This is a genomic window from Streptomyces sp. NPDC001536 (assembly GCF_042894505.1).
Classification (GTDB): Bacteria; Actinomycetota; Actinomycetes; order Streptomycetales; family Streptomycetaceae; genus Streptomyces.
In genome coordinates, this window is the sequence record NZ_JBIAVQ010000011.1 from 104,017 (window position 1) to 125,367 (window position 21,351).

General features: G+C 71.0%; 20 protein-coding genes. 14 read left to right on the top strand and 6 right to left on the bottom strand.

Features of this window, described 5'->3' with window-relative positions:
- Nucleotides 1–4: 4 nt before the first annotated feature.
- Nucleotides 5–1,540: a DUF4331 domain-containing protein gene (locus ACFY0U_RS28455; RefSeq protein ID WP_388640530.1), complete on the bottom strand. Its 1,536-nt coding sequence runs from the start codon at nt 1,538–1,540 to the stop codon at nt 5–7.
- A gap of 231 nt (nt 1,541–1,771) precedes the next feature.
- Here ACFY0U_RS28455 and ACFY0U_RS28460 point away from each other — a divergent pair, with 231 nt between their 5' ends.
- The 3 genes from ACFY0U_RS28460 to ACFY0U_RS28470 all read left to right on the top strand — a co-directional run bounded on the left by ACFY0U_RS28460 (nt 1,772) and on the right by ACFY0U_RS28470 (nt 3,531).
- Entirely contained in the window at nt 1,772–2,314 is a 543-nt protein-coding gene (locus ACFY0U_RS28460) for a sigma-70 family RNA polymerase sigma factor (RefSeq protein WP_388640531.1), read from the top strand.
- Nucleotides 2,311–3,135, top strand: coding sequence for an anti-sigma factor domain-containing protein (locus ACFY0U_RS28465; protein WP_388640534.1), 825 nt, complete (start codon nt 2,311–2,313; stop codon nt 3,133–3,135). Before ACFY0U_RS28460 ends, ACFY0U_RS28465 begins: the two co-directional genes overlap by 4 nt.
- Nucleotides 3,136–3,261: 126 nt before the next feature.
- Nucleotides 3,262–3,531 (top strand): hypothetical protein, encoded by a 270-nt coding sequence (locus tag ACFY0U_RS28470; RefSeq protein WP_388640537.1) that lies wholly within the window; start codon nt 3,262–3,264, stop codon nt 3,529–3,531.
- A 232-nt stretch (nt 3,532–3,763) separates the two neighbouring features.
- Here the strand turns inward: ACFY0U_RS28470 and ACFY0U_RS28475 are convergent, their stop codons facing one another.
- A complete protein-coding gene (locus ACFY0U_RS28475; RefSeq protein ID WP_388640539.1) occupies nt 3,764–4,546 on the bottom strand; it encodes an ABC transporter permease in 783 nt (260 codons plus the stop codon).
- A complete protein-coding gene (locus ACFY0U_RS28480; RefSeq protein ID WP_388640542.1) occupies nt 4,543–5,490 on the bottom strand; it encodes an ATP-binding cassette domain-containing protein in 948 nt (315 codons plus the stop codon). The genes ACFY0U_RS28475 and ACFY0U_RS28480 overlap by 4 nt, the downstream gene beginning before the upstream one ends.
- A gap of 62 nt (nt 5,491–5,552) precedes the next feature.
- On the opposite strand from ACFY0U_RS28480, the gene ACFY0U_RS28485 reads away from it, so the two are divergent.
- Nucleotides 5,553–6,272: a TetR/AcrR family transcriptional regulator C-terminal domain-containing protein gene (locus tag ACFY0U_RS28485; protein ID WP_388640545.1), complete on the top strand. Its 720-nt coding sequence runs from the start codon at nt 5,553–5,555 to the stop codon at nt 6,270–6,272.
- On the opposite strand, the gene ACFY0U_RS28490 is transcribed toward ACFY0U_RS28485, so the two are convergent.
- The 3 genes from ACFY0U_RS28490 to hmgA are packed head-to-tail and all read right to left on the bottom strand — an operon-like array spanning nt 6,269 to nt 9,546.
- Nucleotides 6,269–7,426, bottom strand: a complete 1,158-nt coding sequence (locus ACFY0U_RS28490) for a type ISP restriction/modification enzyme (RefSeq protein WP_388640546.1) — start codon at nt 7,424–7,426, stop codon at nt 6,269–6,271. The two genes, ACFY0U_RS28485 and ACFY0U_RS28490, sit on opposite strands and share 4 nt — an antisense overlap.
- A gap of 26 nt (nt 7,427–7,452) precedes the next feature.
- Nucleotides 7,453–8,202, bottom strand: coding sequence for a GntR family transcriptional regulator (locus ACFY0U_RS28495; RefSeq protein ID WP_388640548.1), 750 nt, complete (start codon nt 8,200–8,202; stop codon nt 7,453–7,455).
- Nucleotides 8,203–8,229: 27 nt separating this feature from the next.
- Nucleotides 8,230–9,546 carry a homogentisate 1,2-dioxygenase gene (gene hmgA, locus ACFY0U_RS28500; protein WP_388640551.1) on the bottom strand — a complete coding sequence of 439 codons (1,317 nt, stop codon included), beginning with the start codon at nt 9,544–9,546 and terminating at the stop codon, nt 8,230–8,232.
- 171 nt (nt 9,547–9,717) lie between these two features.
- Here hmgA and ACFY0U_RS28505 point away from each other — a divergent pair, with 171 nt between their 5' ends.
- The 10 genes from ACFY0U_RS28505 to ACFY0U_RS28550 all read left to right on the top strand — a co-directional run bounded on the left by ACFY0U_RS28505 (nt 9,718) and on the right by ACFY0U_RS28550 (nt 21,345).
- The gene (locus tag ACFY0U_RS28505; RefSeq protein WP_388640553.1) at nt 9,718–10,314 is read left to right on the top strand and encodes a hypothetical protein; all 597 of its coding nucleotides are present in this window, start codon (nt 9,718–9,720) and stop codon (nt 10,312–10,314) included.
- Nucleotides 10,311–10,925 (top strand): TetR family transcriptional regulator, encoded by a 615-nt coding sequence (locus tag ACFY0U_RS28510; RefSeq protein ID WP_388640555.1) that lies wholly within the window; start codon nt 10,311–10,313, stop codon nt 10,923–10,925. Before ACFY0U_RS28505 ends, ACFY0U_RS28510 begins: the two co-directional genes overlap by 4 nt.
- A 103-nt stretch (nt 10,926–11,028) precedes the next feature.
- Nucleotides 11,029–13,266 (top strand): molybdopterin oxidoreductase family protein, encoded by a 2,238-nt coding sequence (locus ACFY0U_RS28515; protein ID WP_388640557.1) that lies wholly within the window; start codon nt 11,029–11,031, stop codon nt 13,264–13,266.
- 138 nt (nt 13,267–13,404) lie between these two features.
- Nucleotides 13,405–14,817, top strand: a complete 1,413-nt coding sequence (locus ACFY0U_RS28520) for a CitMHS family transporter (protein ID WP_388640560.1) — start codon at nt 13,405–13,407, stop codon at nt 14,815–14,817.
- A gap of 67 nt (nt 14,818–14,884) precedes the next feature.
- Nucleotides 14,885–16,117: an MFS transporter gene (locus ACFY0U_RS28525; RefSeq protein WP_388640562.1), complete on the top strand. Its 1,233-nt coding sequence runs from the start codon at nt 14,885–14,887 to the stop codon at nt 16,115–16,117.
- Nucleotides 16,118–16,218: 101 nt separating this feature from the next.
- Entirely contained in the window at nt 16,219–16,842 is a 624-nt protein-coding gene (locus tag ACFY0U_RS28530) for a hypothetical protein (protein WP_388640565.1), read from the top strand.
- Nucleotides 16,843–16,900: 58 nt separating this feature from the next.
- Entirely contained in the window at nt 16,901–17,833 is a 933-nt protein-coding gene (locus ACFY0U_RS28535; protein WP_388640567.1) for a class F sortase, read from the top strand.
- Between the two features lie 166 nt (nt 17,834–17,999).
- The gene (locus ACFY0U_RS28540; RefSeq protein ID WP_388640569.1) at nt 18,000–19,340 is read left to right on the top strand and encodes an ABC transporter ATP-binding protein; all 1,341 of its coding nucleotides are present in this window, start codon (nt 18,000–18,002) and stop codon (nt 19,338–19,340) included.
- 65 nt (nt 19,341–19,405) lie between these two features.
- The gene (locus tag ACFY0U_RS28545) at nt 19,406–19,849 is read left to right on the top strand and encodes a DUF3574 domain-containing protein (protein ID WP_388640572.1); all 444 of its coding nucleotides are present in this window, start codon (nt 19,406–19,408) and stop codon (nt 19,847–19,849) included.
- Nucleotides 19,850–19,956: 107 nt separating this feature from the next.
- Nucleotides 19,957–21,345, top strand: a complete 1,389-nt coding sequence (locus ACFY0U_RS28550; RefSeq protein ID WP_388640575.1) for an aldehyde dehydrogenase family protein — start codon at nt 19,957–19,959, stop codon at nt 21,343–21,345.
- The last annotated feature ends 6 nt before the right edge of the window (nt 21,346–21,351 follow it).

Below are 21,351 nucleotides of genomic sequence, written 5' to 3' on the forward strand. Positions count from 1 at the left end.
TGGCCTAGTACGGCCGAGTCCGCATCCGGCGCCACCACATGAGACCCGCACCGATCAGGGCGATACCGGCCGCCCCGGCACCGGCGGACGCGGCGACCAGAGTGGTGTCGTCCATCCCGGTCGAGGAGCCGGCGGGCTGGAGCGCGTCGCCCAGCTGGTTACGGACGTCGTTCCCGCCGCTCGTGCCCTTGGCCAGCGCTCCGCGGGACCCCGCGGTCGGGTTGGCCAGGTACGGGAAGGACTTGCCGAACTTCTTGTCGTTCTTGTCGACCGCGTCGCCCAAGTCGTTCTTGGCACCGAGGAGTTCACCCTCGACCACCTGGAGCGCGGCGTCGAGCACGTCGTCGGAGAGCCGACGCCCGTTCGGGAAGCCCGCGTTGTCGCCGTCCAGCACCCCGAGCCGCTTGGGATCGGCGGTCGGCTTGATGGAGGTGTTGAGCCGCAGCTCCTCCGCCGCCCGCACGTGCGGCGGCTGGTTGAGGCCCTCGACGCCCTTGAGGAAGACGTCGACGAGGTCGTTGCGCGGCTCGTCGGGCGCGTCGATCTTGTAGATCGCCTCGATGAGCTTCGGCAGCTCCGGGTTGGTGACGTTCTTCAGGAACTGGCCGTCGTTCCAGGGCGCGGACGCGTTGAACTTGTCCTTGTCCTTGATGGGGTTGACGACCTCGTTGACCAGCGGCATGCCCAGACGCGAGACCTGGGTGAAGTACCCCTGCGCGTTCTTGCGCTGGGTCGTCGACCAGATGCCGACGATCGGCTGGTCCTTGGACTCCGTGATCATGTCCGTCGGCACCTGGAGGGCGACCGAGTTGACGTTGTAGCCCTTGAGGGTGTCCCGGCCGACCTCGGAGAGGTTGCCGCCGTACAGCAGGTCGAAGACGCGCAGGTCCAGGAAGAACGGGTCGTCGGCCTGGCCGGCGAAGGTCGTCGAGCCGCCCGGCAGCTTGTAGATCGCTTCCTTGCGCAGCTTGTTGTAGTCCGGCATCGACGCCTTGCCGACGTTCGACGGTGCCACGGGCACGTCGTCGGCGACCTTGGTCTTCGACACCACGTGCTGGTTCTTCAGCTTGAGGAGCTCGATGTCGTACGTCTGCGTGATGTTGAGGTCGGGGTCGTCCAGGCTCTCGACCGGCCCCGTGTTGTACAGGAACGTCTTGTCGTTCTTCACATGCGTCTTGAACGTGTAGCGGAAGAGCAGCTCGCCCTGCGCGTCACCGTTGTTGTCGATGTGGATGTCGTACTGGGCGTCCTCGGCGAACGTGAAGAAGTTCGGCCCGCCGGCCGGCTCCTCGAACGGGATCCAGTTCGCGATGAGCGTCGTCGTGTCCGGCTTGTCCGGGCTGACGAAGGCGTACACGTCCGTGTTGTCGTACTGCGGGGTCCCCGAGATGAGCGGGGCCTCCCGGTGACTGGAGGCGCTGGCCGCCCCCGGTTCCAGTGTGGCCACACCGGCGGCTGCGAGCCCGCCGGCGGCCAGCGAAGCGCATATGAGGGTCGCGACGCTCCTGCGCCCCGCACCGCTCCTGGAGATAGGTGTCATGCCGTCCGTCCTCAGTCCCAACTTGCCTGACGAACGCTGATTCGGAGCGGTCGGCAGGGTGGATTGGTCGAATCCCAAACGTTCTTACGGCGGATTGGGGATCATGTTTCATCGAACGCGGACCCGCGTTTTCGGCCCGCTGATCCGTAACCCCATCCGGAGGTGTGTTCGTTGCGAATACCTCGTGGGGCCGGCCGGCCCAGATGCGGTTTTGCGGGAGGGGGAGGCGACTTGGAGGCGGACGAGCTTCTGGTGCTTGTCGCGGGCGGGGACCAGAAGGCATTCGAGGAGCTGTACGGGCTGGTGTCCGGGCCGGTGTTCGGGCTGGTGCGCCGGGTGGTGCGGGATCCGGCCCAGTCGGAGGAGGTGGCCCAGGAGGTGCTGCTGGAACTCTGGCGGTCCGCCGCGCGGTTCGACCCCGGCCGGGGCAGCGCCCTGTCCTGGGTCCTCACCCTCGCCCACCGCCGGGCCGTCGACCGGGTGCGCAGCGCCCGCGCGGCCGGCGAGCGCGAGCTGCGGGTGGCCCGGCGGGCGAACGGCCCCGCCTTCGACCACGTCACCGAGGAGGTCGAGGCCGGACTCGAACGCGAGTGGGTGCGCCGCTGTCTGGAACGGCTCACCGAGCTCCAGCGCCAGTCCGTCACCCTCGCCTACTACGACGGCTACACGTACCGTGAAGTGGCCGAGCGGCTCTCGCTGCCGCTGGGCACCGTCAAGACCCGTATGCGCGACGGACTCACCCGGCTGCGCGAGTGCCTGGGAGGTGTGGCGTGAGCCTCCTCGACAAACTGCTCCGCCGCGACGACCCGCACTCGCTGGCCGCGCCCTACGCCCTCGACGCCCTGGAGCCCGCCGAGCGGGCCCGCTTCGAGAAGCACTTGAGGAACTGTCCGGCCTGCGCCGCCGAGGTCCGTGCCCTGACCGAGGACGCCGTGCGGCTCGCCTGGTCGACGGCCGCCCCCGCGCCGGCGGCGATGCGCGACCGGGTCCTGGCCGCCGTACGCACCACCGCGCAGGAGCCGGTGCGCGCGCAATCGATGCGGGTGCACGAGCCGCAGCTGCCGCCGCACGTCTGGGGCACGCAGGCACCGCCGGCACGCTCCCGTGCGCCCCGGGAGCGCCGCCCCCTCTTCGTGCCGTTCGCCACCGCCACGGCCGCCGCGGCTCTCGTGGTCGCCTCCCTGTTCGCCGTACAGGCGAACGACACCCGGGACCAGCTGAACGCGGAGAGGGCCCGGGCGAGTGAGATCGCCCACGTTCTCGCAGCTCCCGACGCCCGGGCGAGCACCGGCAAGGACGCGCAGGGCCGCGGTATCGGAGTCGTCGCGTCCGCGTCGGAGGGGAAAGCGGTCGTCACCCTCAGCGGATACGACGACATTCCGGCGGACCGCGTGAACCAGTTGTGGCTCATGCGCCCCGGCGCGCAACCACGCTCCCTCGGGCTCTTCGACGCCGACACGCCCTTGGTCACGTCCGGTCTCGACAAGTCCGCCACGTCACTGGCTGTAACCGTCGAGCCCGACGGTGGATCACCACAGCCCACTACCCAGCCTGTTGTCCAACTCGCCCTGAAATCGGTTGGATTCGGAGAGTAACCACGGAGGGGTCGTCAACACCCTTACGGGGAAGGTGAATCCTGTGACCGCGATACACGAGTGCCCCATGAGGGCGATAGGGTTACCCTGCCCGGGCCGGGTGGACTCGTACGGGTGGGGAGTGACATGGAACAGATAACAGTGCGCAGCAGGGCGAGGGTCCCTGCGATCACTTGCGGGAGCAGCGCGACCAGTTCGCGCCTCGACCGCCATCTCTCGGTGCTGGGCGGCCCTGTCGTCCCGCAGCGTGAGGCGGCCGAGGCGACGTCGCTGATGCGTGAGCTGACCGCCCGTGAACCCGCGCAGAACCGCAGCGACAGGGGTGCGCGCGTCCGTCGCGTCTCGCTCTTCGCTCCGCTGCGTCGACTGCGCCGGTCGCTGTTCGGCGGGCACTAGCCCGCACGCTCAGGCGTTTCCGACCCGCGCCCGGCCGGCCTTACCGCCCCGGCGCCCTGCCGCGACTCCGTCGTCCGTCATCCCCACGGCATGCGGCAGCGCCAGGTACGTCCACCGGGCGCGGGTGCACCACCCACCCCACCCCGCTCGAATGCAACGGCAGGGCCCCTCAGTTGGGCCGTGAGTGCTCCGAAGTCACATCCGGCGAACAGCAGTTCAGCGCTTCCCTGTCTCAGCTTTCCCCACGCGTGTACCGACGCACGGCGAGCGGCGCGCACACGCCGATCAGCACCGCGCACCACGCGAGCGACCCGGCGACCGGATGTGCCACCGGCCAGGCGGCCCCCTCCGGGACCGGCGCGTTGCCGAAGAGATCCCGTACGGCCGTGGTGACCGCACTGATCGGGTTCCACTCGGCGAGTGTGCGCAGCCAGCCCGGCATACCGTCCACGGGGATGTACGCGTTGGACAGCAGCGGCAGCATGAAGGTCGCGCCGCCCAGCTGCCCGGCCGCCTCCTCGCTGCGTGAGGCGAGCCCCAGCAGGATCCCCACCCAGGTCGCGGCCAGCCGGAAGAGCAGCAGCAGCCCGAACGCGCCCAGCGCCGCGAGCCACCCGCCCTCGATCCGCCAGCCCATCGCGAGCCCCACGAGCAGCAGCGGAACCAGCCCGACCGTCGTCACCAGCAGATCGGCGGCCGCCTGGCCCGCGGGCACCGCCGAACGGCTCATCGGCAGCGTGCGGAAGCGGTCCATCACCCCGCGATGGGAGTCCGCGGCGGCGGTGAACATCCCGGTCATGACGCCGTTCGCGACGGTCGCCACCAGCATCCCCGGCACCAGGAACGCCCGGTACTCCTCGCCGGGCATGGCGAGCGCGCTGCCGAAGACGTAACCGAAGAACAGCAAGAAGACGATCGGCATCGTCTGCGTCATGAGCGTGATCGCGGGCGCGTGCCGGACCCTCTGGAGGTGCCGGCCCAGGACCGCCGTACCGTCGTGGATCACCGCGCTCATGCGGCGACCTCCTCTCGTGCGGTGAGGCGCAGGAACACCTCGTCGAGGGTGGGCGGGCGCAGACTCGCGTCGACGACCGGCACCCGGCCGGCGTCGAGTTCGCGGACGATGCGGGGGAGTGTGAGGCCGGGGTCGAGGACGACCGCTCCCGCGGTGCGCCGCTCGGCGTCGAGCACCGGACGGGCGCCGGTCAGCTGGTCCAGGACCACGGCGGCCGCGTGCAGCGCGGGGGTACCGCCGTCCTCGGCGACCACCACCTCGGCGTACCGCCCTGTCTGTGCCTTGAGTTCGGCGGGCGTGCCCTGGTGCGCGACCCGCCCCTCGTCGATCAGTACGACACGGTCGGCGAGCCGGTCGGCCTCCTCCAGGTACTGCGTGGTCAGCAGCACGGTGGTCCCCTCGCCCACCAACTCCCGTACGGCGTCCCAGATCTCGTTCCTGCTGTGCGGATCGAGCCCGGTCGTCGGCTCGTCCAGGAACAGCACGGTGGGCCGGGTGATCAGGCTCGCGGCGAGGTCGAGGCGGCGGCGCATGCCACCCGAGTAGGTGCGGGCGGGCCGGTCGGCGGCGTCGGCCAGTCCGAACCGCTCCAGCAGCTCGGCGGCGCGGGTCCGCGGGGCGCCCAGCAGACGCGCGAACAGCCGGAGGTTCTCGGCGCCGGTGAGGTCGCCGTCCACCGAGGCGTACTGCCCCGTGACCGCGATCCGGCGGCGGACCCGCGGGGCCTCGCGCACCACGTCGTACCCGGCGATCCGGGCCGTCCCCGCGTCCGGCCTCAGCAGTGTGGTCAGCACCCGGACCGCGGTCGTCTTGCCCGCGCCGTTCGGCCCCAGCAGCCCGCAGACCGTGCCCTCCTCGACCGCGAGATCGAGTCCGCGCAGCGCGTGGACATCCCGGAAACGCCGCTCCAGACCCTCACTAAGTACAGCGTACGTAGAAGTCATGCGGTCACGGTACCGCACTACGTACGCTGTACGTAACTAAGATGATGGGGAGGTGATGATCAATGACGGGCCGAGCGGCCGAACCCGAGGTGATCTGGGCGCGCCCCGAGCGCACGGGCCGAGGCCCGAAACCGGCGTACAGCCGAGCGGACATCGCCGCGGCGGCGGTCCGGATCGCCGACGCGGACGGGCTGGACGCGGTGTCGATGCGGCGGGTGGCGGCGGAGATCGGCTGCGGCACGATGTCGCTCTACAACTACGTGCCGCGCAAGGAGGACCTGTACGAGCTGATGGTCGATCTGATCAGCGGCGAGTACGAGCTGTCCGGTGAGCCGAGCGGTGACTGGCGGGCGGACATGCTGGATCTGGCCCGTCAGGCGCGCGGCATTCTGCGGCGGCATCCGTGGGTGATCCGGGTGATGTCGACGGCGTACGCCATCAGCCCGAATGCTCTGCGCGTCCTCGACCGGGTCCTTGCCCGGCTTCAGGGCCTCGATGTGCCGCCGGGGACGAAGCTGGAACTGTTCGGGATGATCAACGGCTCCGTGATGACGTTCGTCGCCAACGAGCTGGCCATCGCGGAGCGTTCGCGTTCCGCTTCCTGGTCGGCGGAGAAGGAGGAGGCGGTGCGGGGGGCTTACATGATGGGGCAGGTCATGACGGGGGAGTACCCGCACCTGGCGGCGCTGTTCGCACAGGGGGTGGCTCCGCCGGACGACCCGGAGGCGACGTTCGACCGCATGCTGACGAGATTGCTGGACTCCTTCGAGCCCAAGAACTAAATCAGCCCCAACTGGCCTTCTGGGCCTTCCTCGTGGTGATCCAACACCGAGGCCGGTCTGCGTGCCGTCTCCGGGACCGGGAAGACCCCCGCCTTGCGCAGCTCCGTCGCCGTGATGCGTGGCGTCACCGTCAACTCGGCCTGCTCGCGCGTCACTTCCGCGGTCAGTGCCAGGACCGTGATCAGCTCCAGCAGCTCCGACGTCCAGGTCTGGGGCCAGGTCGTCGGGCGGATGGCCGACAGGGTGCCCGGTTCCGGTTCCGTCGTCCTCGTCGTGAACCACTCCTCCAGGACGCGTACGCCGCCCACCTCGAAGTCCCAGGCCTGCGGGGGCACGGGGGAGATGCGGCCCTCGTCGAGGTGGAGGGTCTCCTCGTCGCGGTCGTAGTGGAGACCGAGGGGGCGGGGCGGCAGCGGGGCGCGGACGTAGGGGCGGCGGCCGCCGGGGAGCTTGGGGCGGTCGCCGTCGCGGCGCATCAGCCACAGGAGGCGGTGGCCCAGTTCGGTGCCCAGGGTCCAGAGTTCGGGGTCGTCGGTGAGGGGGACGGCGAGGTCCGGGAGTACGGCTGTGAGGGTCCAGGCGAGGACGTCCGTCGGGTCCACCGGCCGCCTGAGCCGCTCGCCGAGATACTCCGACAGGCCCGGCGCCAGATTGGGTTCCTCGCCGTCGGGACGTCGGTACAGCGGGCGGATGCGACCGGGGCGGAGCAGCGGGAGCAGGGACGTGGCGATCAGCACCGGGCCGGGGCCGCCGGCCGTCTCCGCGACGAAGACCTGGTGCTCGTCCGCCACTCGCCACAACTCAGGGCGGGCCGTGTCGATCAGCCGGTGGTCGGGGATGAGCCAGTGCTCGTCGAAGGGGGCGTGCAGCACGCGAACCGGCTCGGCGCAGGGCCCGGCCGCGCGGGCGAGCTTCTCCGTCCCGGCCGTCTGCCCCGGCAGCTGCCCCACCGCGGAACGCAGGGTGCGCGAGCGCGTCGGCTCGAACAGGGCCTCCCGGTCCGGGCCCTCGGCCTTCAGCAGGGCGTCCCAGCGGGCCTTCAGGGATGCCGAGTCGGGTCCCGTCGGCCACCCCCGGCCGAGCCGCGGCGGTGCGACGGACCACGGCATGAGGTCCGCGAGCAGCGGAGCGTCGTCGTGCGTCACGCTGGGCATCGTACGACTTGGCGATGACATGCGGGTCAGGTGGCGTCGAGCGTCACCGTGAAGGAGAAGCGGTCCCCCCGGTAGTGGATCACCGCCACGTCCAGCACCCGTCCCTCCCCGTCGTACGTCACCCCCGTGTAGTGCAGGATCGGGCTCAGCAGCGGCACTTGGAGCAGCTGGGCCGTCTCCGGGTCCGCGAGACGTGCCTCCACCGTGTCCGTGATGCGGCTGATGTCCGCCCCGACGACATCCCGCAGCACCTTGGTCATCGGCCAGCGGACCAGGTCGTCCAGGTCGATGCGCGCGCCGAGTTCGGGGCGGATCCAGTTGCGGGCGTGGTTGGTCGGCTCGCCCGTCTTCTCGTCGCCCCGGAGGCGGTGGTACGTGGCCACCTCCTCCAGGTCCGGGAAGTACTCGGCGAGTTCGGCCGGAACGGGCCCCCTGCCGTGGTCGAGCAGTTCTGTGGCCATGCCCGACTGCTGCGCCACGATCGCGTCCACCGAACCGAGGAGCCGGACCGGGGCCGCCCGCAGGGCGTTCGGCTCGATGAACGTGCCGCGCCGGCGATGCCGGGTGATCAGCCCCTCGTCCTCCAGCTCCTTCAGCGCCTGCCGCATGGTCAGCACGCTCACCCCGTAATGGCCCGCCAACTGCTCCTCGGTGGGCAGCCGCAGCGGATCCCGGGGCGAGCGGCCGAGTATCGAGGCGCGCAGCGACTGCGAGACCTGGTACCAGAGCGGCAGCTTGCGGTTCAGGACGATCGAGTCCGGGGCGAAGGAGGTCACGGGGCTATCCGTACCGGTCGCCGACGATCAGTGCAACGGGCGGAAGTGGCGTTCCAGCCCCTGCCACACGTCGTCGTAGTGCCGTTGCAGATGGTCCGCCTGGGCCGCGTGCGCGGTCAGCGTCACCGGCCAGCGCGTCTCGAACATGAAGGCAAGCCCGTCGTCCACCTTCTGCGGCTTCAGCTCGGCCGCGCTCGCCCGGTCGAAGGTCTCGCGGTCCGGACCGTGCGCCGACATCATGTTGTGCAGCGAGCCGCCACCGGGCACGAAGCCCTCGGCTTTCGCGTCGTACGCGCCCTCGATGAGGCCCATGTACTCGCTCATCACGTTCCGGTGGAAGTACGGCGGCCGGAACGTGTTCTCGCCGACCAGCCAGCGCGGCGCGAAGACGACGAAGTCCACGCCGGCCAGCCCCGGGGTGTCCGACGGGGACGTCAGCACCGTGAAGATCGACGGGTCGGGATGGTCGTACGAGATCGTCCCGATGACGTTGAAGCGGCGCAGGTCGTAGACGTACGGCACATGGTTGCCGTGCCAGGCGACCACGTCGAGCGGGGAGTGGTCGTAGGTCGCCGTCCAGAGGTTGCCGCAGAACTTGTTGACCACCTCGACCGGGCCGTCGACGTCCTCGTAGGCGGCCACGGGGGCTTTGAAGTCGCGGGCGTTGGCGAGGCCGTTGGCGCCGATCGGGCCGAGGTCGGGGAGCTGGAAGGGGGCGCCGTAGTTCTCGCAGACGTAGCCGCGGGCGGAGGGGTCGAGGAGCTCCACGCGGAAGCGGACCCCGCGCGGGATCAGGGCCACATGGCCGGGCTCGGCGTGCAGCAGGCCGAACTCCGTGCGCAGCAGGAGGCCGCCCTGCTCGGGGACGATCAGCAGCTCGCCGTCGGCGTCGCTGAAGACGCGGTCCATCGAGTCGGTGGCGTGGTAGACGTGCACGGCCATGCCGGTGCGCTGGGTCGTGTCGCCGTTGCCGCCCAGGGTCCACAGGCCGGCCAGGAAGTCGGTGCCCTCCCTCGGCTCCGGCAGGGGGTTCCAGCGCAGCCGGTTCGGGTCGGGCACGGACTCGGTGAAGGGGGCCGAGCGGATCCAGCCGTTGTGGGTGTGCGTGAACGCCGGGTGGGCGGCCGAGGGGCGGATCCGGTACAGCCAGGAGCGGCGGTTGTGGGCCCGGGGCTCGGTGAACGCCGTGCCGCTGAGCTGCTCCGCGTAGAGGCCGAGGGGCGCGCGCTGGGGTGCGTTGCGGCCCTCGGGCAGTGCGCCGGGGACGGCCTCCGAGCTGTGCTCGTTGCCGAAACCGGTGAGGTAGGTCAGCCCTTCCGCGGTCTTGCGCGCGTCCCCGCTCATGCATCGCTCCCTTGCGACTCTGATTCCTATGTATCACCGTAGGATTGCGGTTTCGTGGGCGCAAGAGGGCCGTGGGGGGTGCTTTCCACCGCTGGGACTCCTCATCAGGGAGGAGGAGAACCAGACTCCAGGGGGATTCGGCCTTCGGAACGTTGTTCTAGTCTCCCGGGCATGTCGTGGACGCGGACGCTGCCGGCCGCGCTCGCGGTCTGTGTCCTTCTGTGGGCCGGAACCGCGAGCTGCGGTGCGGATCATGCGCGGGAACAGGAACAGAGCGCGGTGTCGCCCTCGCCGGTGGGCAAGGTGCTCGACGACACCGACGAGGACGGGCGCCACTACCGCGAGGTGGACGACGAGAACGCGCCCGAGGTGGACATCGAGGTGCAGCCGGCCGGCGACGACAGCTGGGACGTGCACCTGACCGTGCGGAACTTCCGTTTCTCCCCGCCCGGCGCGAAGCCGAAGGCGGTCAAGGGCCGCGGCCTGGTCTACCTCTTCGTCGACGGCACCCTCGTCTCCCGGCTGCGCACCCCCGAGTGCCACATCCCCGGCGACCTCGTCCCGCGCGGCACCCACACCGTCACCGCACGGCTCTACGCCGACGACGGCACCGTATGGGCCGTCGACGGCGACCCCGTCGAGAGCGCCGCCGACATCACCGCCTCGGGCGCCGAGGCCACCGCCGGACCGTCCGCACTGAGTGCACCGGCCAACCATCTACGTACAGGGGGGCGAGGTTCACCGGACCGCGGCGGAAAGGCATCATGAAACCCGTGCCCCACGCGACATCGCTACGCCGAGCGCCCGTGCAGCGGCGCAGTGCCGAACGGCTGACCAGGATCCTCGACGCCTGCGCCGACCTCCTCGACGAGGTCGGCTACGACGACCTGAGCACCCGGGCCGTCGCCCAGCGCGCAGGCGTCCCCATCGGCTCCGTCTACCGCTTCTTCGGCAACAAGCGGCAGATGGCCGACGCCCTCGCCCAGCGCAACCTCGAACGGTTCACCGCCCGCGTCACCGACCGCCTCAAAGAGGCCGCCGGCGGCTGGCGGGCCGCGATGGACGCGGTCCTCGACGAGTACCTCGCCATGAAACGCACCGCCCCCGGCTTCTCCCTCGTCGACTTCGGCAACCAGATCCCGGTCGGCGCCCGCCACGCAGAACCCAACCACCGCGTCGCCGACCGCCTCACCGACCTCCTCTCCGGCTACATCGACCGCGAGCCCGACGAGGACCTGCGCCGCACCTTCCTCATCGCCGTGGAAACGGCCGACACCCTCGTACACCTGGCCTTCCGGGTGGCCCCGGAGGGGGACGAGCGGATCATCGAGGAGGCGCGGGAGATGTTGCGGGCGTATTTGGCGCGGGTGCTGGACTGACGCCGATACGCGGTTTTACGACCTCACCTCCCGCAGGGCCTCCCCTCCATGCCTACCGGTCGGTATCCTCGCTGGAACAGGCACCGTCGCCCCGGGAGGACCCGTGTCCCGCACCGCTCTGCGTATCTGCCCCCTGTGCGAGGCCACCTGCGGCCTGACGCTCACCATCGAGGGGACCAGGGTCACCGGCGCCCGCGGTGACCGGGACGATGTGTTCAGCAAGGGGTTCATCTGCCCCAAGGGCGCGTCCTTCGGGGAGGTCGACGGTGACCCCGACCGGCTGCGCACCCCACTCGTGCGCAAGGACGGTGAGCTGCGCGAGGCCACCTGGGAGGAGGCCTTCGACGCGGTGGCTGCCGGGATCCGGCCGGTCGTCGAGCGGTACGGGCCGAACTCCGTGGGGGTGGTCCTCGGCAATCCCAACGTCCACACCATGGCCGGCGCCCTCTACCCGCCGGTCCTGCTCGCCGGCCTCGGCACCCGCAGCATCTGCACCGCCTCCACGATCGACCAGATGCCCAAGCACGTCTCCAGCGGGCTGCTCTTCGGAGACGCCAACGCGATCCCCGTGCCGGACCTGGACCACACCGACCATCTGCTGCTGATCGGCGCCAACCCCCTGGAGTCCAACGGCAGTCTGTGCACCGCCCCCGACTTCCCCGGCAAGCTCAAGGCGCTCAGGGCCCGCGGTGGCACCCTCACCGTCATCGACCCCCGCCGCACCCGCACCGCCAAGCTCGCCGACCGCCACCTCGCGATCCGCCCCGGCACGGACGCACTGCTGCTCGCGGCGATGGCGTACACGCTGTTCGAGGAAGACCTCGTGGACACGGGGGAGTTGGCGCCTCATCTCCTCGGGATCGATGAACTCCCGCAGGAACTCCAGGACTTCACCCCCGAGGCCGTCGCCGCAGCCTGTGACATCGACGCCGGCACCATCCGCACCCTGGCCCGCGAACTCGCCGCCGCCCCCACCGCCGCCGTCTACGCCCGTATCGGCAGCTGTACAGTCCCGCACGGCACCCTCGCCAGCTGGCTGGTCGACGTACTGAACATCCTCACCGGCAACCTCGACCGCCCCGGTGGCGCCCTCTTCCCGCAGGCGGCCACCGACCGGACGCCCCGCCCCGCCGGACCCAGCCACGGGTTCGCCCTCGGCCGCTGGCACTCCCGGGTGAGCCGGTACCCCGAGGCGAAGGGCGAGCTGCCGATCTCCGCGCTCGCCGAGGAGATCGACACCGCGACGCCGGAGGGCGAGCCGATCCGGGCGCTCGTCGCCGTCGCCACCAACCCCGTGCTGTCCGTGCCCGACGGCGACCGGCTCGACAAGGCGCTCGACTCGCTCGACTTCATGGTCAGCGTCGACCCCTATCTGAACGAGACCTCGCGCCACGCCGACGTCGTACTGCCGCCGCCTCCGCCCTCCCAGAGCCCGCACCACGACTTCGCCTTCAACACGCTCGCCGTCCGCAACCAGGTCCGCTACAACCGCCCCGCCGTCCCCCTGGAGCCCGGCCGGATGGCCGAGACCGAGATCCTGGCCCGGCTGACCCTCGCCGCGACCGGTATGCACGGCGCCGACCCGTCGGCCGTCGACGACCTGGTCATCGGGCAGACCCTCGGCAAGGCGGTCAAGGAGTCGTACTCGCCAGTGCACGGGCGGGACCCGAAGGAGCTGGCCGGCCTGCTCACCGGCGTCAGCGGGCCCGAGCGGCGGCTCGACATGATGCTGCGCCTCGGTCCCTACGGCGACGGGTTCGGCGTACGACCGGACGGGCTGACCCTGGAGCGGCTGCTGGCGCATCCGCACGGCATCGACCTCGGACCGCTCGCGTCGCGGCTGCCGCAGCCGCTGAAGACGCGCAGCGGGAAGGTGGAGCTGCTGGCGCAGCCGATTGTCGACGATCTTCCGCGGCTGCGGCAGGCCCTCGCCGAGCGGCCCGACGGGCTCGTCCTCGTCGGCCGCCGCCATCTGCGCTCCAACAACAGCTGGATGCACAACGTCCCCGCCCTCACCGGCGGCACCAACCGCTGCACCCTGCACATCCACCCCGAGGACGCCGAGCGGCTCGGTGTGGCGGACGGGTCGGCGGTACGGGTGAAGGGGGCCGGAGGAGAGGTGATCGCCCCAGTCGAGGTCACGGACGGCGTGCGCCCCGGCGTGGTCAGCCTGCCGCACGGATGGGGTCACGACCGGCCCGGCACGCGGCTCAACCACGCCCTCAAGGACCCCGGCGTCAACGTCAACCAGCTCCTCGACGGCAGCCTGCTCGACCCGCTGTCGGGCAACGCGGTCCTCAACGGAGTCCCCGTAAAACTGGCCACCGTCGCGGCCCTGTGAGCAGCGCAAAGCTGTGACCTGGGGTTTTGCGCTTATTGCTCGCACGTCAACGTCTTGTTAACGCCGCTTGAAGAGACCTAACGTCATCGCACCGCCGGCCCTGGTGGGAGTTCAAGGGCGAACGTTAGGTATCCACTCATGCTGACCATCCTCGGCTTCGCCATGATCGCGACCTTCCTGGTCCTGATCATGATGAAGAAGATGTCGCCGATCGCGGCGCTCGTGCTGATCCCGGCACTGTTCTGCGTCTTCGTAGGGAAGGGCGCCCACCTCGGTGACTACGTCATCGACGGCGTCACCAGCCTCGCCCCCACCGCGGCGATGCTCATGTTCGCGATCGTCTACTTCGGTGTGATGATCGATGTCGGCCTCTTCGACCCGATCGTGCGCGGGATCCTGAAGTTCGCCAAGGCGGACCCGATGCGGATCGTCGTCGGTACGGCGATCCTCGCCGCGATCGTCTCGCTCGACGGCGACGGCTCGACCACCTTCATGATCACCGTCTCGGCGATGTACCCGCTGTACAAGCGCCTGAAGATGAGCCTGGTCGTGATGACCGGTGTGGCCGCCATGGCCAACGGCGTCATGAACACCCTGCCGTGGGGCGGCCCGACCGCCCGCGCCGCCACCGCGCTCAAGCTCGACGCCAGCGACATCTTCGTCCCGATGATCCCGGCCCTGCTCGTCGGCCTGCTGGGTGTCTTCGTCCTCTCGTACTTCCTCGGTCTGCGCGAGCGCAAGCGGCTCGGTGTGCTGACGCTGGGCGAGATCCTGGTGGAGGAGAAGGTCGAGGAGAAGGAGTCCGAGGCGGTTCTCGTGGGTGCCGGTTCGGGCACCTCCGACACGACCAAGGTCACGGGCGGTTCCGGCGCCGGCACCGACGCCGAGGATGACGACGACGAGGAGCGCTTCACGGTCCTCGACCCCAACCGCGCCACCCTGCGCCCCAAGCTCTACTGGTTCAACGCGCTGGTCACCGTCACCCTGCTCACCTCCATGATCATGGAGTGGCTGCCGATCCCGGTGCTGTTCATCCTCGGCGCCGCCCTCGTGCTCACCGTGAACTTCCCGCACATCCCCGACCAGAAGGCCCGGCTCGCCGCCCACGCCGACAACGTCCTGAACGTCTCCGGCATGGTCTTCGCCGCCGCCGTCTTCACCGGCGTCCTCCAGGGCACCGGCATGGTCGACCACATGGCCCGCTGGATGGTCGACGTCATCCCCGAGGGCATGGGCCCGCACATGGCCCTCGTCACCGGTCTGCTGAGCCTCCCGCTCACCTACTTCATGTCGAACGACGGCTTCTACTTCGGCGTCCTCCCGGTCCTCGCCGAGGCCGGCGCCGCGCACGGAGTCTCGCCGCTGGAGATGGCCCGCGCCTCCCTCGTCGGCCAGCCGCTGCACATGTCGAGCCCGCTCGTCCCCGCCGTCTACGTCCTGGTCGGCATGGCCAAGGTCGAGTTCGGCGACCACACCAGGTTCGTGGTGAAGTGGGCGGCGCTGACCTGCCTGATCATCCTGGCGGCGGGCATGCTGTTCGGCATCATCTGACCGAGCCCACGGGGGACTTGGAACGAGAGGCCCCGCAATGGGGGTCCCGAAACGGAGGACTTGAACCATGACGCCCGGTGGGAACCGCGGCTGGCTGCTCCGCCTCGTCATCGCCTTCAGCTTCGCGCAGGGGGCGGTGTCGATGGCCCGGCCCGCCGTCTCCTACCGGGCGCTGGCGTTGGGCGCCGACGAGCGGGCGATCGGTGTGATCGCGGGGGTCTACGCCCTGCTCCCGCTGTTCGCCGCGGTCCCGCTGGGGCGCCGCACCGACCACGGCCGGTGCGCGCCCCTGCTGCCCGTCGGCGTGGTCCTGATATCCGGCGGCTGTGCGATGAGCGGCCTGGCGAACTCCCTGTGGGCGATGGCCGTCTGGAGCGGAGTGATGGGTCTTGGCCACCTCTGCTTCGTGATCGGCGCCCAGTCCCTCGTCGCCCGCCAGTCCGCCCCGCACGAACAGGACCGCAACTTCGGCCACTTCACCATCGGCGCCTCCCTCGGCCAACTGGTCGGCCCCATCGCGGCCGGCGCGCTGATCGGCGGCCCGGACATGGTGGGCACGAGCGCGCTCGCACTGATCGTCGCGGGCGCGGGCGGCGCGGTCGCGCTCACCTCTTTGTGGCGCATAGAACATCGCGATACGGCGGCCAAGTCCCGTGCGGGACACGGCGACCGCGTGCCCGTCCAGCGCATCCTCCGCGCCCGGGGCGTACCCGCCGGCATCTTCGTCAGCCTCGCGGTGCTGTCCGCGACCGACATCCTCACCGCCTACCTCCCCGTGGTCGGCGAACACCGGGGCATCGCCCCCTCCGTCATCGGCCTGCTGCTCAGCCTCCGCGCGGCTGCCACGATCGCCTGCCGGCTGGTGCTGACCCCGCTGCTGCGCCTGCTGGGCCGTTCGCTCCTGCTCACCGTCACCTGTCTGCTGGCGGCCGTGCTGTGCGCGGGGATCGCCCTGCCGGTGCCGGTGTGGGCGCTCGCCCTGATGCTCGCCGTCCTCGGCTTCTGCCTCGGTGTCGGACAGCCGCTGTCCATGACGACGGTCGTCCAGGCGGCCCCCGACGGCGCCCGCTCCACGGCCCTCGCCCTGCGGCTGACCGGCAACCGCCTGGGCCAGGTCGCCGCCCCCGCCACGGCGGGCCTGGTCGCGGGCGTGGCGGGCGTGGCGGCGCCGTTCGTGATGCTGGGCGTGCTGTTGCTGCTCTCCTCGGGTGTCGCGCTGCGCTCACCGGCGAAGTCCGCCGCGGAGCCTGTCGCGCCGCGCCGGCCGGGGGTCGCCTTGGGCCGGAAGAGCGATGACTGACGGGTCGTAGGGCGAGGCTCCGCCCCTCGGCGCAAGGTATGTGAAAGAGAGTCAGGTGAAGTGTGATTTATACGACAATCACCTGACTCGGAGGACTTCGTATGCCCACCACGTCTCTCGCACGCCGAGCCGGAGCGCGCACCGCCGCGCTCGCGGCGCTCACCGTCGCGCTCGGCCCGCTGTCCGGGATGCCCAGTGCGGGTGCCGCGCCACTGGCGCCCGGGGACAACGGCACCGTCAAGATCCACAACGGGCCCCTCGGGCGGATGGATCGCACGCCGTACGGCGACGCGCGGGACGAGCCCAAGGTCTGCACGTTCTACATCGACGCCGCCAACTTCGACCCGGGCCAGGAGATCACCTGGAGCATCGTGACCCAGCCCCCCGTCGCCAACGGGGCCAGGCTCTCCGGTGGGATCGTGCTGCCGGACGGTGACGGCCACACGCGGGACTACACGTTGCCGGACGGACAGTACAAGCTCACCTGGAACATCACCGGTGGGTCGGGCGCGGGCAAGCACAAGGTGTTCAAGGTCGACTGCGTCACCCCGCCCGGTGGCCCCGGTGGTGGCCCGGGCGGTCCGAACGGCGGTCCGCCCGCGGGCGGTGGCGGGATCGCGCGCGACCAGGCGTTCGCCCCGGTCGCCGGTGCCGCGGCCGTGGGCGTGGCCGCGGTCGGCGGGGTGGTGTGGTTCCGGCTCCGCCGCCGCCCGCATGGCGCGTAGTCGTCGTCGCCGGCCCTTGCGCCGGACGCGCGCCTACCGTCTGGCGAGAACGGTCGTGATGACCGTCTCGCTGGTGGCGGGCGGCGTCTGGTGGGCCCAGGGCGAGGAGCCGGGCGGGGCGGTCGAGGCCGCCCGGCCCGGCTCCCCGGCGGCCTCGCCGACCTCGCCGGCCATGGACCGGACCGACGCCCGAGGAGCCGCGCAACAGCCTCCGCGGGGCACGGGGGTGTCGGTCCCGCGGCGTCCGGACGTATGGCCACACACCGATACGTCCGCCGCCCGACCGCACACCGGGGAGTCGGCTCCGCGCCGTCCGGGCGCACCGCCGCGCACCGGGGAGTCGGCTCCGCGCCGTCCGGGCGCACCGCCGCGCACCGGGGAGTCGGCTCCGCGCCGTCCCGGCGTACCGCCACGCACCGGAGAGCCGGCGCCCCGCCGCCCGGCCGTGTCGCGGCGTCCCCCGAAGGCCGTCCCGCCCTCGTCGTCCGCGCCGCGCCAACGGACCCTGCCGCGCTCCCGCGCGACGCGCCTCGTCATCGACTACCTCGATGTCGACGCCCCGGTCATGAGCCTGCGGCTCGACCGCGAACGGCGGTTGCCCGCACCTCCCGACGACGACGCGAACCGGGTCGGCTGGTACGAGGGCGGTCCGTCCCCCGGGCAGCAGGGCACCGCCGTCGCCGTGGGCCACCTCGACACCGGCAACGGACCGGCCGTCTTCGCCGGCCTCAGCGAATTGCGGCGCGGTCGCCTGGTCGAGGTGACGCGCGCCGACGGACGGATCGCCGTCTACTCCGTCGACACCATCAAGTCGTACGAGAAGGACCGCTTCCCCAACCGAGAGGTGTACGGCAACCGTGGCCGCCCCGAACTGAGGCTGATCACCTGCGGCGGCGACTACAACCGCAGGACCGGCTACTCGGGCAACCTGGTCGTCTTCGCCCACCTCGTCGAGACCCGTGAACCACCCGCGAGGACCGTCCGGCGCTGAATGCGACGGTCCGTTTTCTCACCAGCTGGACGGCGCCGTCCGATCCTGCCCATTCCCTTCCCCCGGCCGGGCACATTCCGTTAACTTCCGTGACTCACAAGCCCCGTTCGGCACGCGCGGGGCATCCGACACGGAGCATCACTGTCAGCCCTCGGGGGCACCTGCCATGACACGCGCCATCTCGTTGCACGACGTGAGCAAGAGCTATACCCGGGGCACCCGAGTGGTGGACCGGATGTCGCTGGACATCGCGCCCGGCGAGTTCCTCGTCCTGCTCGGGCCCTCCGGCTGCGGCAAGTCCACCGTGCTCAGGATGATCGCCGGGCTCGAGGAGATCGACGAGGGCGAGCTGCTGCTCGACGGCGAGTACGCCAACGACCTGTCGCCGTCCGGCCGGGACATGGCGATGGTCTTCCAGAACTTCGCCCTGTACCCGAGCATGACCAGCCGCGACAACATCGGCTTTCCGCTGCGCATCGAGGCCCCCGGCGCCGACCCGCGCCCGCGCGTGGACGCCACTGCCCGCATGCTGGGCATCGAGGAGCTCCTCGACCGTTTCCCCGGCCAGCTCTCCGGCGGCGAACGGCAGCGCGTCGCCATGGGCCGGGCCATCGCCCGCCACCCCTCCGCGTTCCTGATGGACGAGCCGCTGTCCAACCTCGACGCGAAACTCCGCAACCATCTGCGCGCCGAGATATCCGCGCTCACCCGCGAGCTGGGCGTCACCACGGTCTACGTCACCCATGACCAGTCCGAGGCGATGTCGCTGGGCGACCGGGTCGCCGTCCTGCGCGGCGGCGTCCTGCAACAGGTCGGCACCCCGCGCTCGGTGTACGCGCTGCCCCGCAACGTCTTCGTCGCCGCCTTCATCGGAACCCCGCGCATCAACCTCCTGCGCGGCCTGGTCCGGGCCCCGCTCGACGGCGCGATGACCATCAGCCTCGGCAAGCAGTATCTGCGCCTGCCCGAACCCCTCTCCCTGGACCACCAGTTGCTCCGGGTCCAGCAGGGCCGGGAGGTCATCGTGGGTCTGCGCTCGGAGGCGGTCCGGATCGCCAAGCCGTCCGCCGCGCGACCGGGCGAGATGGCGCTGCACGGGCTGGTCGAGCACGTGGAGTTCCAGGGACACGAGGTCCTCGTCCACTTCAACACCGGCTCCAGCCCCGCTGTCGTACCGGACCTGGAGGCCCCGCGCCCCGCCGCCCGCCCCACCCGGCGCCGCCGCCGCGAGGGCGGCCCCGGCGTCCTGGACCGCCTCAGGGAACGCGCGGGCGCCCTGCGGGCGGGCCCGGTGGTCGTCCTCGACGAGCCGAGGGACACCGCCCCCGTGACACCCCCGGACGGCCGCCTCCCCGGTGACCTCATCGTCCGCACCACCCCCGACATCGACTTCCGCCACGGCATGCAGGTCCCCCTCCTCGTCGACCTCGCCCACCTCTTCGTCTTCGATCAACACGGCGAACGCATCTGCCCGGCCCCGGCGAGACTGCCGGACCTGGAGGAGTGAGCCCGGACGCGGCGCCCGGCGCGGCTCCCTGATCCCGAGGAGCGGGTCCCGCTAGGGATGGGTGCATGAACATCCACCTCACCCGCACCCGGGCCGTCCTCGCCTCCGCCGCGCTCCTGCTCGCCGTCGGCGCCCCCACGGCGTACGCCACCCTCGATGACGGGACACCCCAGCGCGGAGAGCCGTACATCGAGACCTCGCTCCTCTTCGGCACCGAACGGCCCGACGGTGGCCCGGCGGTCACCGACAAGCAGTTCACGGGCTTCGTGGACAAGGAGGTCACGCCCGATTTCCCGGACGGGCTCACCGTGCGGACCGGGCGCGGGCAGTGGCGGGACGCGAGCGGGGCGATCGAGAAGGAGCGGTCGTACGAGCTGATCCTGCTCTACCCCGTCGCGCGGGCGGGGGCGAGCGACCGGAAGATCGAGGAGATCCGGCGGGCGTACGAGAAGGCATTCGGCCAGGAGTCCGTGGGGAGGGTGGACGACAGGGCCCGGGTCGACTTCTGATGGCATGAGTCACGTACCGGGGCGTCTGGCGCGCGAAAACTATCGCCGCTAGTTTATGACCCGGACCGCGCCGGACGACCACACGGCCCCGCCGGGAGGAAAGCACGATGAAGGCACACGACGGCATGTACATCGACGGCGAGTGGCGACCCGCCGCCGGCCGGGACACGATCGAGGTCGTGAACCCGGTCGACGAGCAGGTGATCGGCCGGGTCCCGGCCGGCACCGCCGAGGACGTCGACACCGCCGTACGGGCCGCCCGCGCCGCCCTCCCGGCCTGGGCCGCGACCGCGCCGGCCGAACGGGCCGCCCGCCTGGCCGCCCTGAGGGACGTCCTGGTGGCCCGCAAGGACGAGATCGCCGAGACGGTCACCGCCGAACTCGGCTCGCCCCTGAAGTTCTCCGAGAACGTCCACGCCGCCGTCCCTCTCGCCGTCGCGGGCTCGTACGCCGAACTGGCGGCGACGTACGCCTTCGAGGAGCAGGTCGGCAACTCGATCGTCCGCCAGGAACCGATCGGCGTGGTCGGCGCGATCACGCCCTGGAACTACCCGCTCCACCAGATCGTCGCCAAGGTCGCCCCCGCCCTAGCGGCAGGCTGCACGGTCGTCCTGAAGCCCGCCGAGGACACCCCGCTGGTCGCCCAGCTCTTCGCCGAGGCCGTCCACGAGGCCGGCGTCCCGGCCGGTGTCTTCAACCTCGTCACCGGTCACGGCCCGGTCGCCGGACAGGCCCTCGTCGAGCACGAGGACGTCGACCTCGTCTCCTTCACCGGCTCCACCGCCGTCGGTCGCCAGATCGGCGCCACGGCCGGTGCCGCCATCAAGAAGGTCGCCCTCGAACTCGGCGGCAAGTCCGCCAACGTGATCCTCCCGAGCGCCGACCTCGCCAAGGCCGTCAATGTCGGCGTCGCCAACGTGATGTCCAACTCCGGCCAGACGTGCAGCGCCTGGACGCGGATGCTCGTCCACCGGGAGCAGTACGAGGAGGCGGTCGAACTCGCCGCGACCGCCGCCGCCAAGTACGGCGACCGCATCGGCCCGGTCGTCAACGCCAAGCAGCAGGTGCGGGTGCGGGGTTACATCGAGAAGGGCGTGGCCGAGGGCGCCCGCTTGGTCGCGGGCGGACCCGAATCCCCGCGCGAACAGGGCTACTTCGTGTCCCCGACGGTCTTCGCCGACGTCACGCCCGACATGACCATCGCCCAGGAGGAGATCTTCGGCCCGGTCCTGTCCATCCTCCGCTACGAGGACGAGGAGGACGCCCTGCGTATCGCCAACGGCACGGTCTACGGCCTCGCGGGCGCCGTCTGGGCCGGAGAGGAGGCGGAGGCGGTGGCCTTCGCCCGCCGCATGGACACCGGGCAGGTCGACATCAACGGCGGCCGCTTCAACCCGCTTGCCCCGTTCGGCGGTTACAAGCAGTCCGGCGTCGGGCGCGAGCTCGGCTCGCACGGTCTCGCCGAGTACCTCCAGACCAAGTCCCTCCAGTTCTAGGAGCGT

What these genes read in the sequence shown, in the direction of transcription:
- ACFY0U_RS28525 (WP_388640562.1), top strand. Translation starts at nt 14,885, where the DNA reads ATGACGCCCGGTGGGAACCGCGGCTGGCTGCTCCGCCTCGTCATCGCC.
- ACFY0U_RS28485 (WP_388640545.1), top strand. Translation starts at nt 5,553, where the DNA reads ATGACGGGCCGAGCGGCCGAACCCGAGGTGATCTGGGCGCGCCCCGAG.
- ACFY0U_RS28490 (WP_388640546.1), bottom strand. Translation starts at nt 7,426, where the DNA reads ATGCCCAGCGTGACGCACGACGACGCTCCGCTGCTCGCGGACCTCATG.
- ACFY0U_RS28480 (WP_388640542.1), bottom strand. Translation starts at nt 5,490, where the DNA reads ATGACTTCTACGTACGCTGTACTTAGTGAGGGTCTGGAGCGGCGTTTC.
- ACFY0U_RS28520 (WP_388640560.1), top strand. Translation starts at nt 13,405, where the DNA reads ATGCTGACCATCCTCGGCTTCGCCATGATCGCGACCTTCCTGGTCCTG.
- ACFY0U_RS28535 (WP_388640567.1), top strand. Translation starts at nt 16,901, where the DNA reads ATGACCGTCTCGCTGGTGGCGGGCGGCGTCTGGTGGGCCCAGGGCGAG.
- ACFY0U_RS28475 (WP_388640539.1), bottom strand. Translation starts at nt 4,546, where the DNA reads ATGAGCGCGGTGATCCACGACGGTACGGCGGTCCTGGGCCGGCACCTC.
- ACFY0U_RS28455 (WP_388640530.1), bottom strand. Translation starts at nt 1,540, where the DNA reads ATGACACCTATCTCCAGGAGCGGTGCGGGGCGCAGGAGCGTCGCGACC.
- ACFY0U_RS28545 (WP_388640572.1), top strand. Translation starts at nt 19,406, where the DNA reads ATGAACATCCACCTCACCCGCACCCGGGCCGTCCTCGCCTCCGCCGCG.
- ACFY0U_RS28470 (WP_388640537.1), top strand. Translation starts at nt 3,262, where the DNA reads ATGGAACAGATAACAGTGCGCAGCAGGGCGAGGGTCCCTGCGATCACT.
- ACFY0U_RS28540 (WP_388640569.1), top strand. Translation starts at nt 18,000, where the DNA reads ATGACACGCGCCATCTCGTTGCACGACGTGAGCAAGAGCTATACCCGG.
- ACFY0U_RS28530 (WP_388640565.1), top strand. Translation starts at nt 16,219, where the DNA reads ATGCCCACCACGTCTCTCGCACGCCGAGCCGGAGCGCGCACCGCCGCG.
- ACFY0U_RS28510 (WP_388640555.1), top strand. Translation starts at nt 10,311, where the DNA reads ATGAAACCCGTGCCCCACGCGACATCGCTACGCCGAGCGCCCGTGCAG.
- ACFY0U_RS28505 (WP_388640553.1), top strand. Translation starts at nt 9,718, where the DNA reads ATGTCGTGGACGCGGACGCTGCCGGCCGCGCTCGCGGTCTGTGTCCTT.
- ACFY0U_RS28550 (WP_388640575.1), top strand. Translation starts at nt 19,957, where the DNA reads ATGAAGGCACACGACGGCATGTACATCGACGGCGAGTGGCGACCCGCC.
- hmgA (WP_388640551.1), bottom strand. Translation starts at nt 9,546, where the DNA reads ATGAGCGGGGACGCGCGCAAGACCGCGGAAGGGCTGACCTACCTCACC.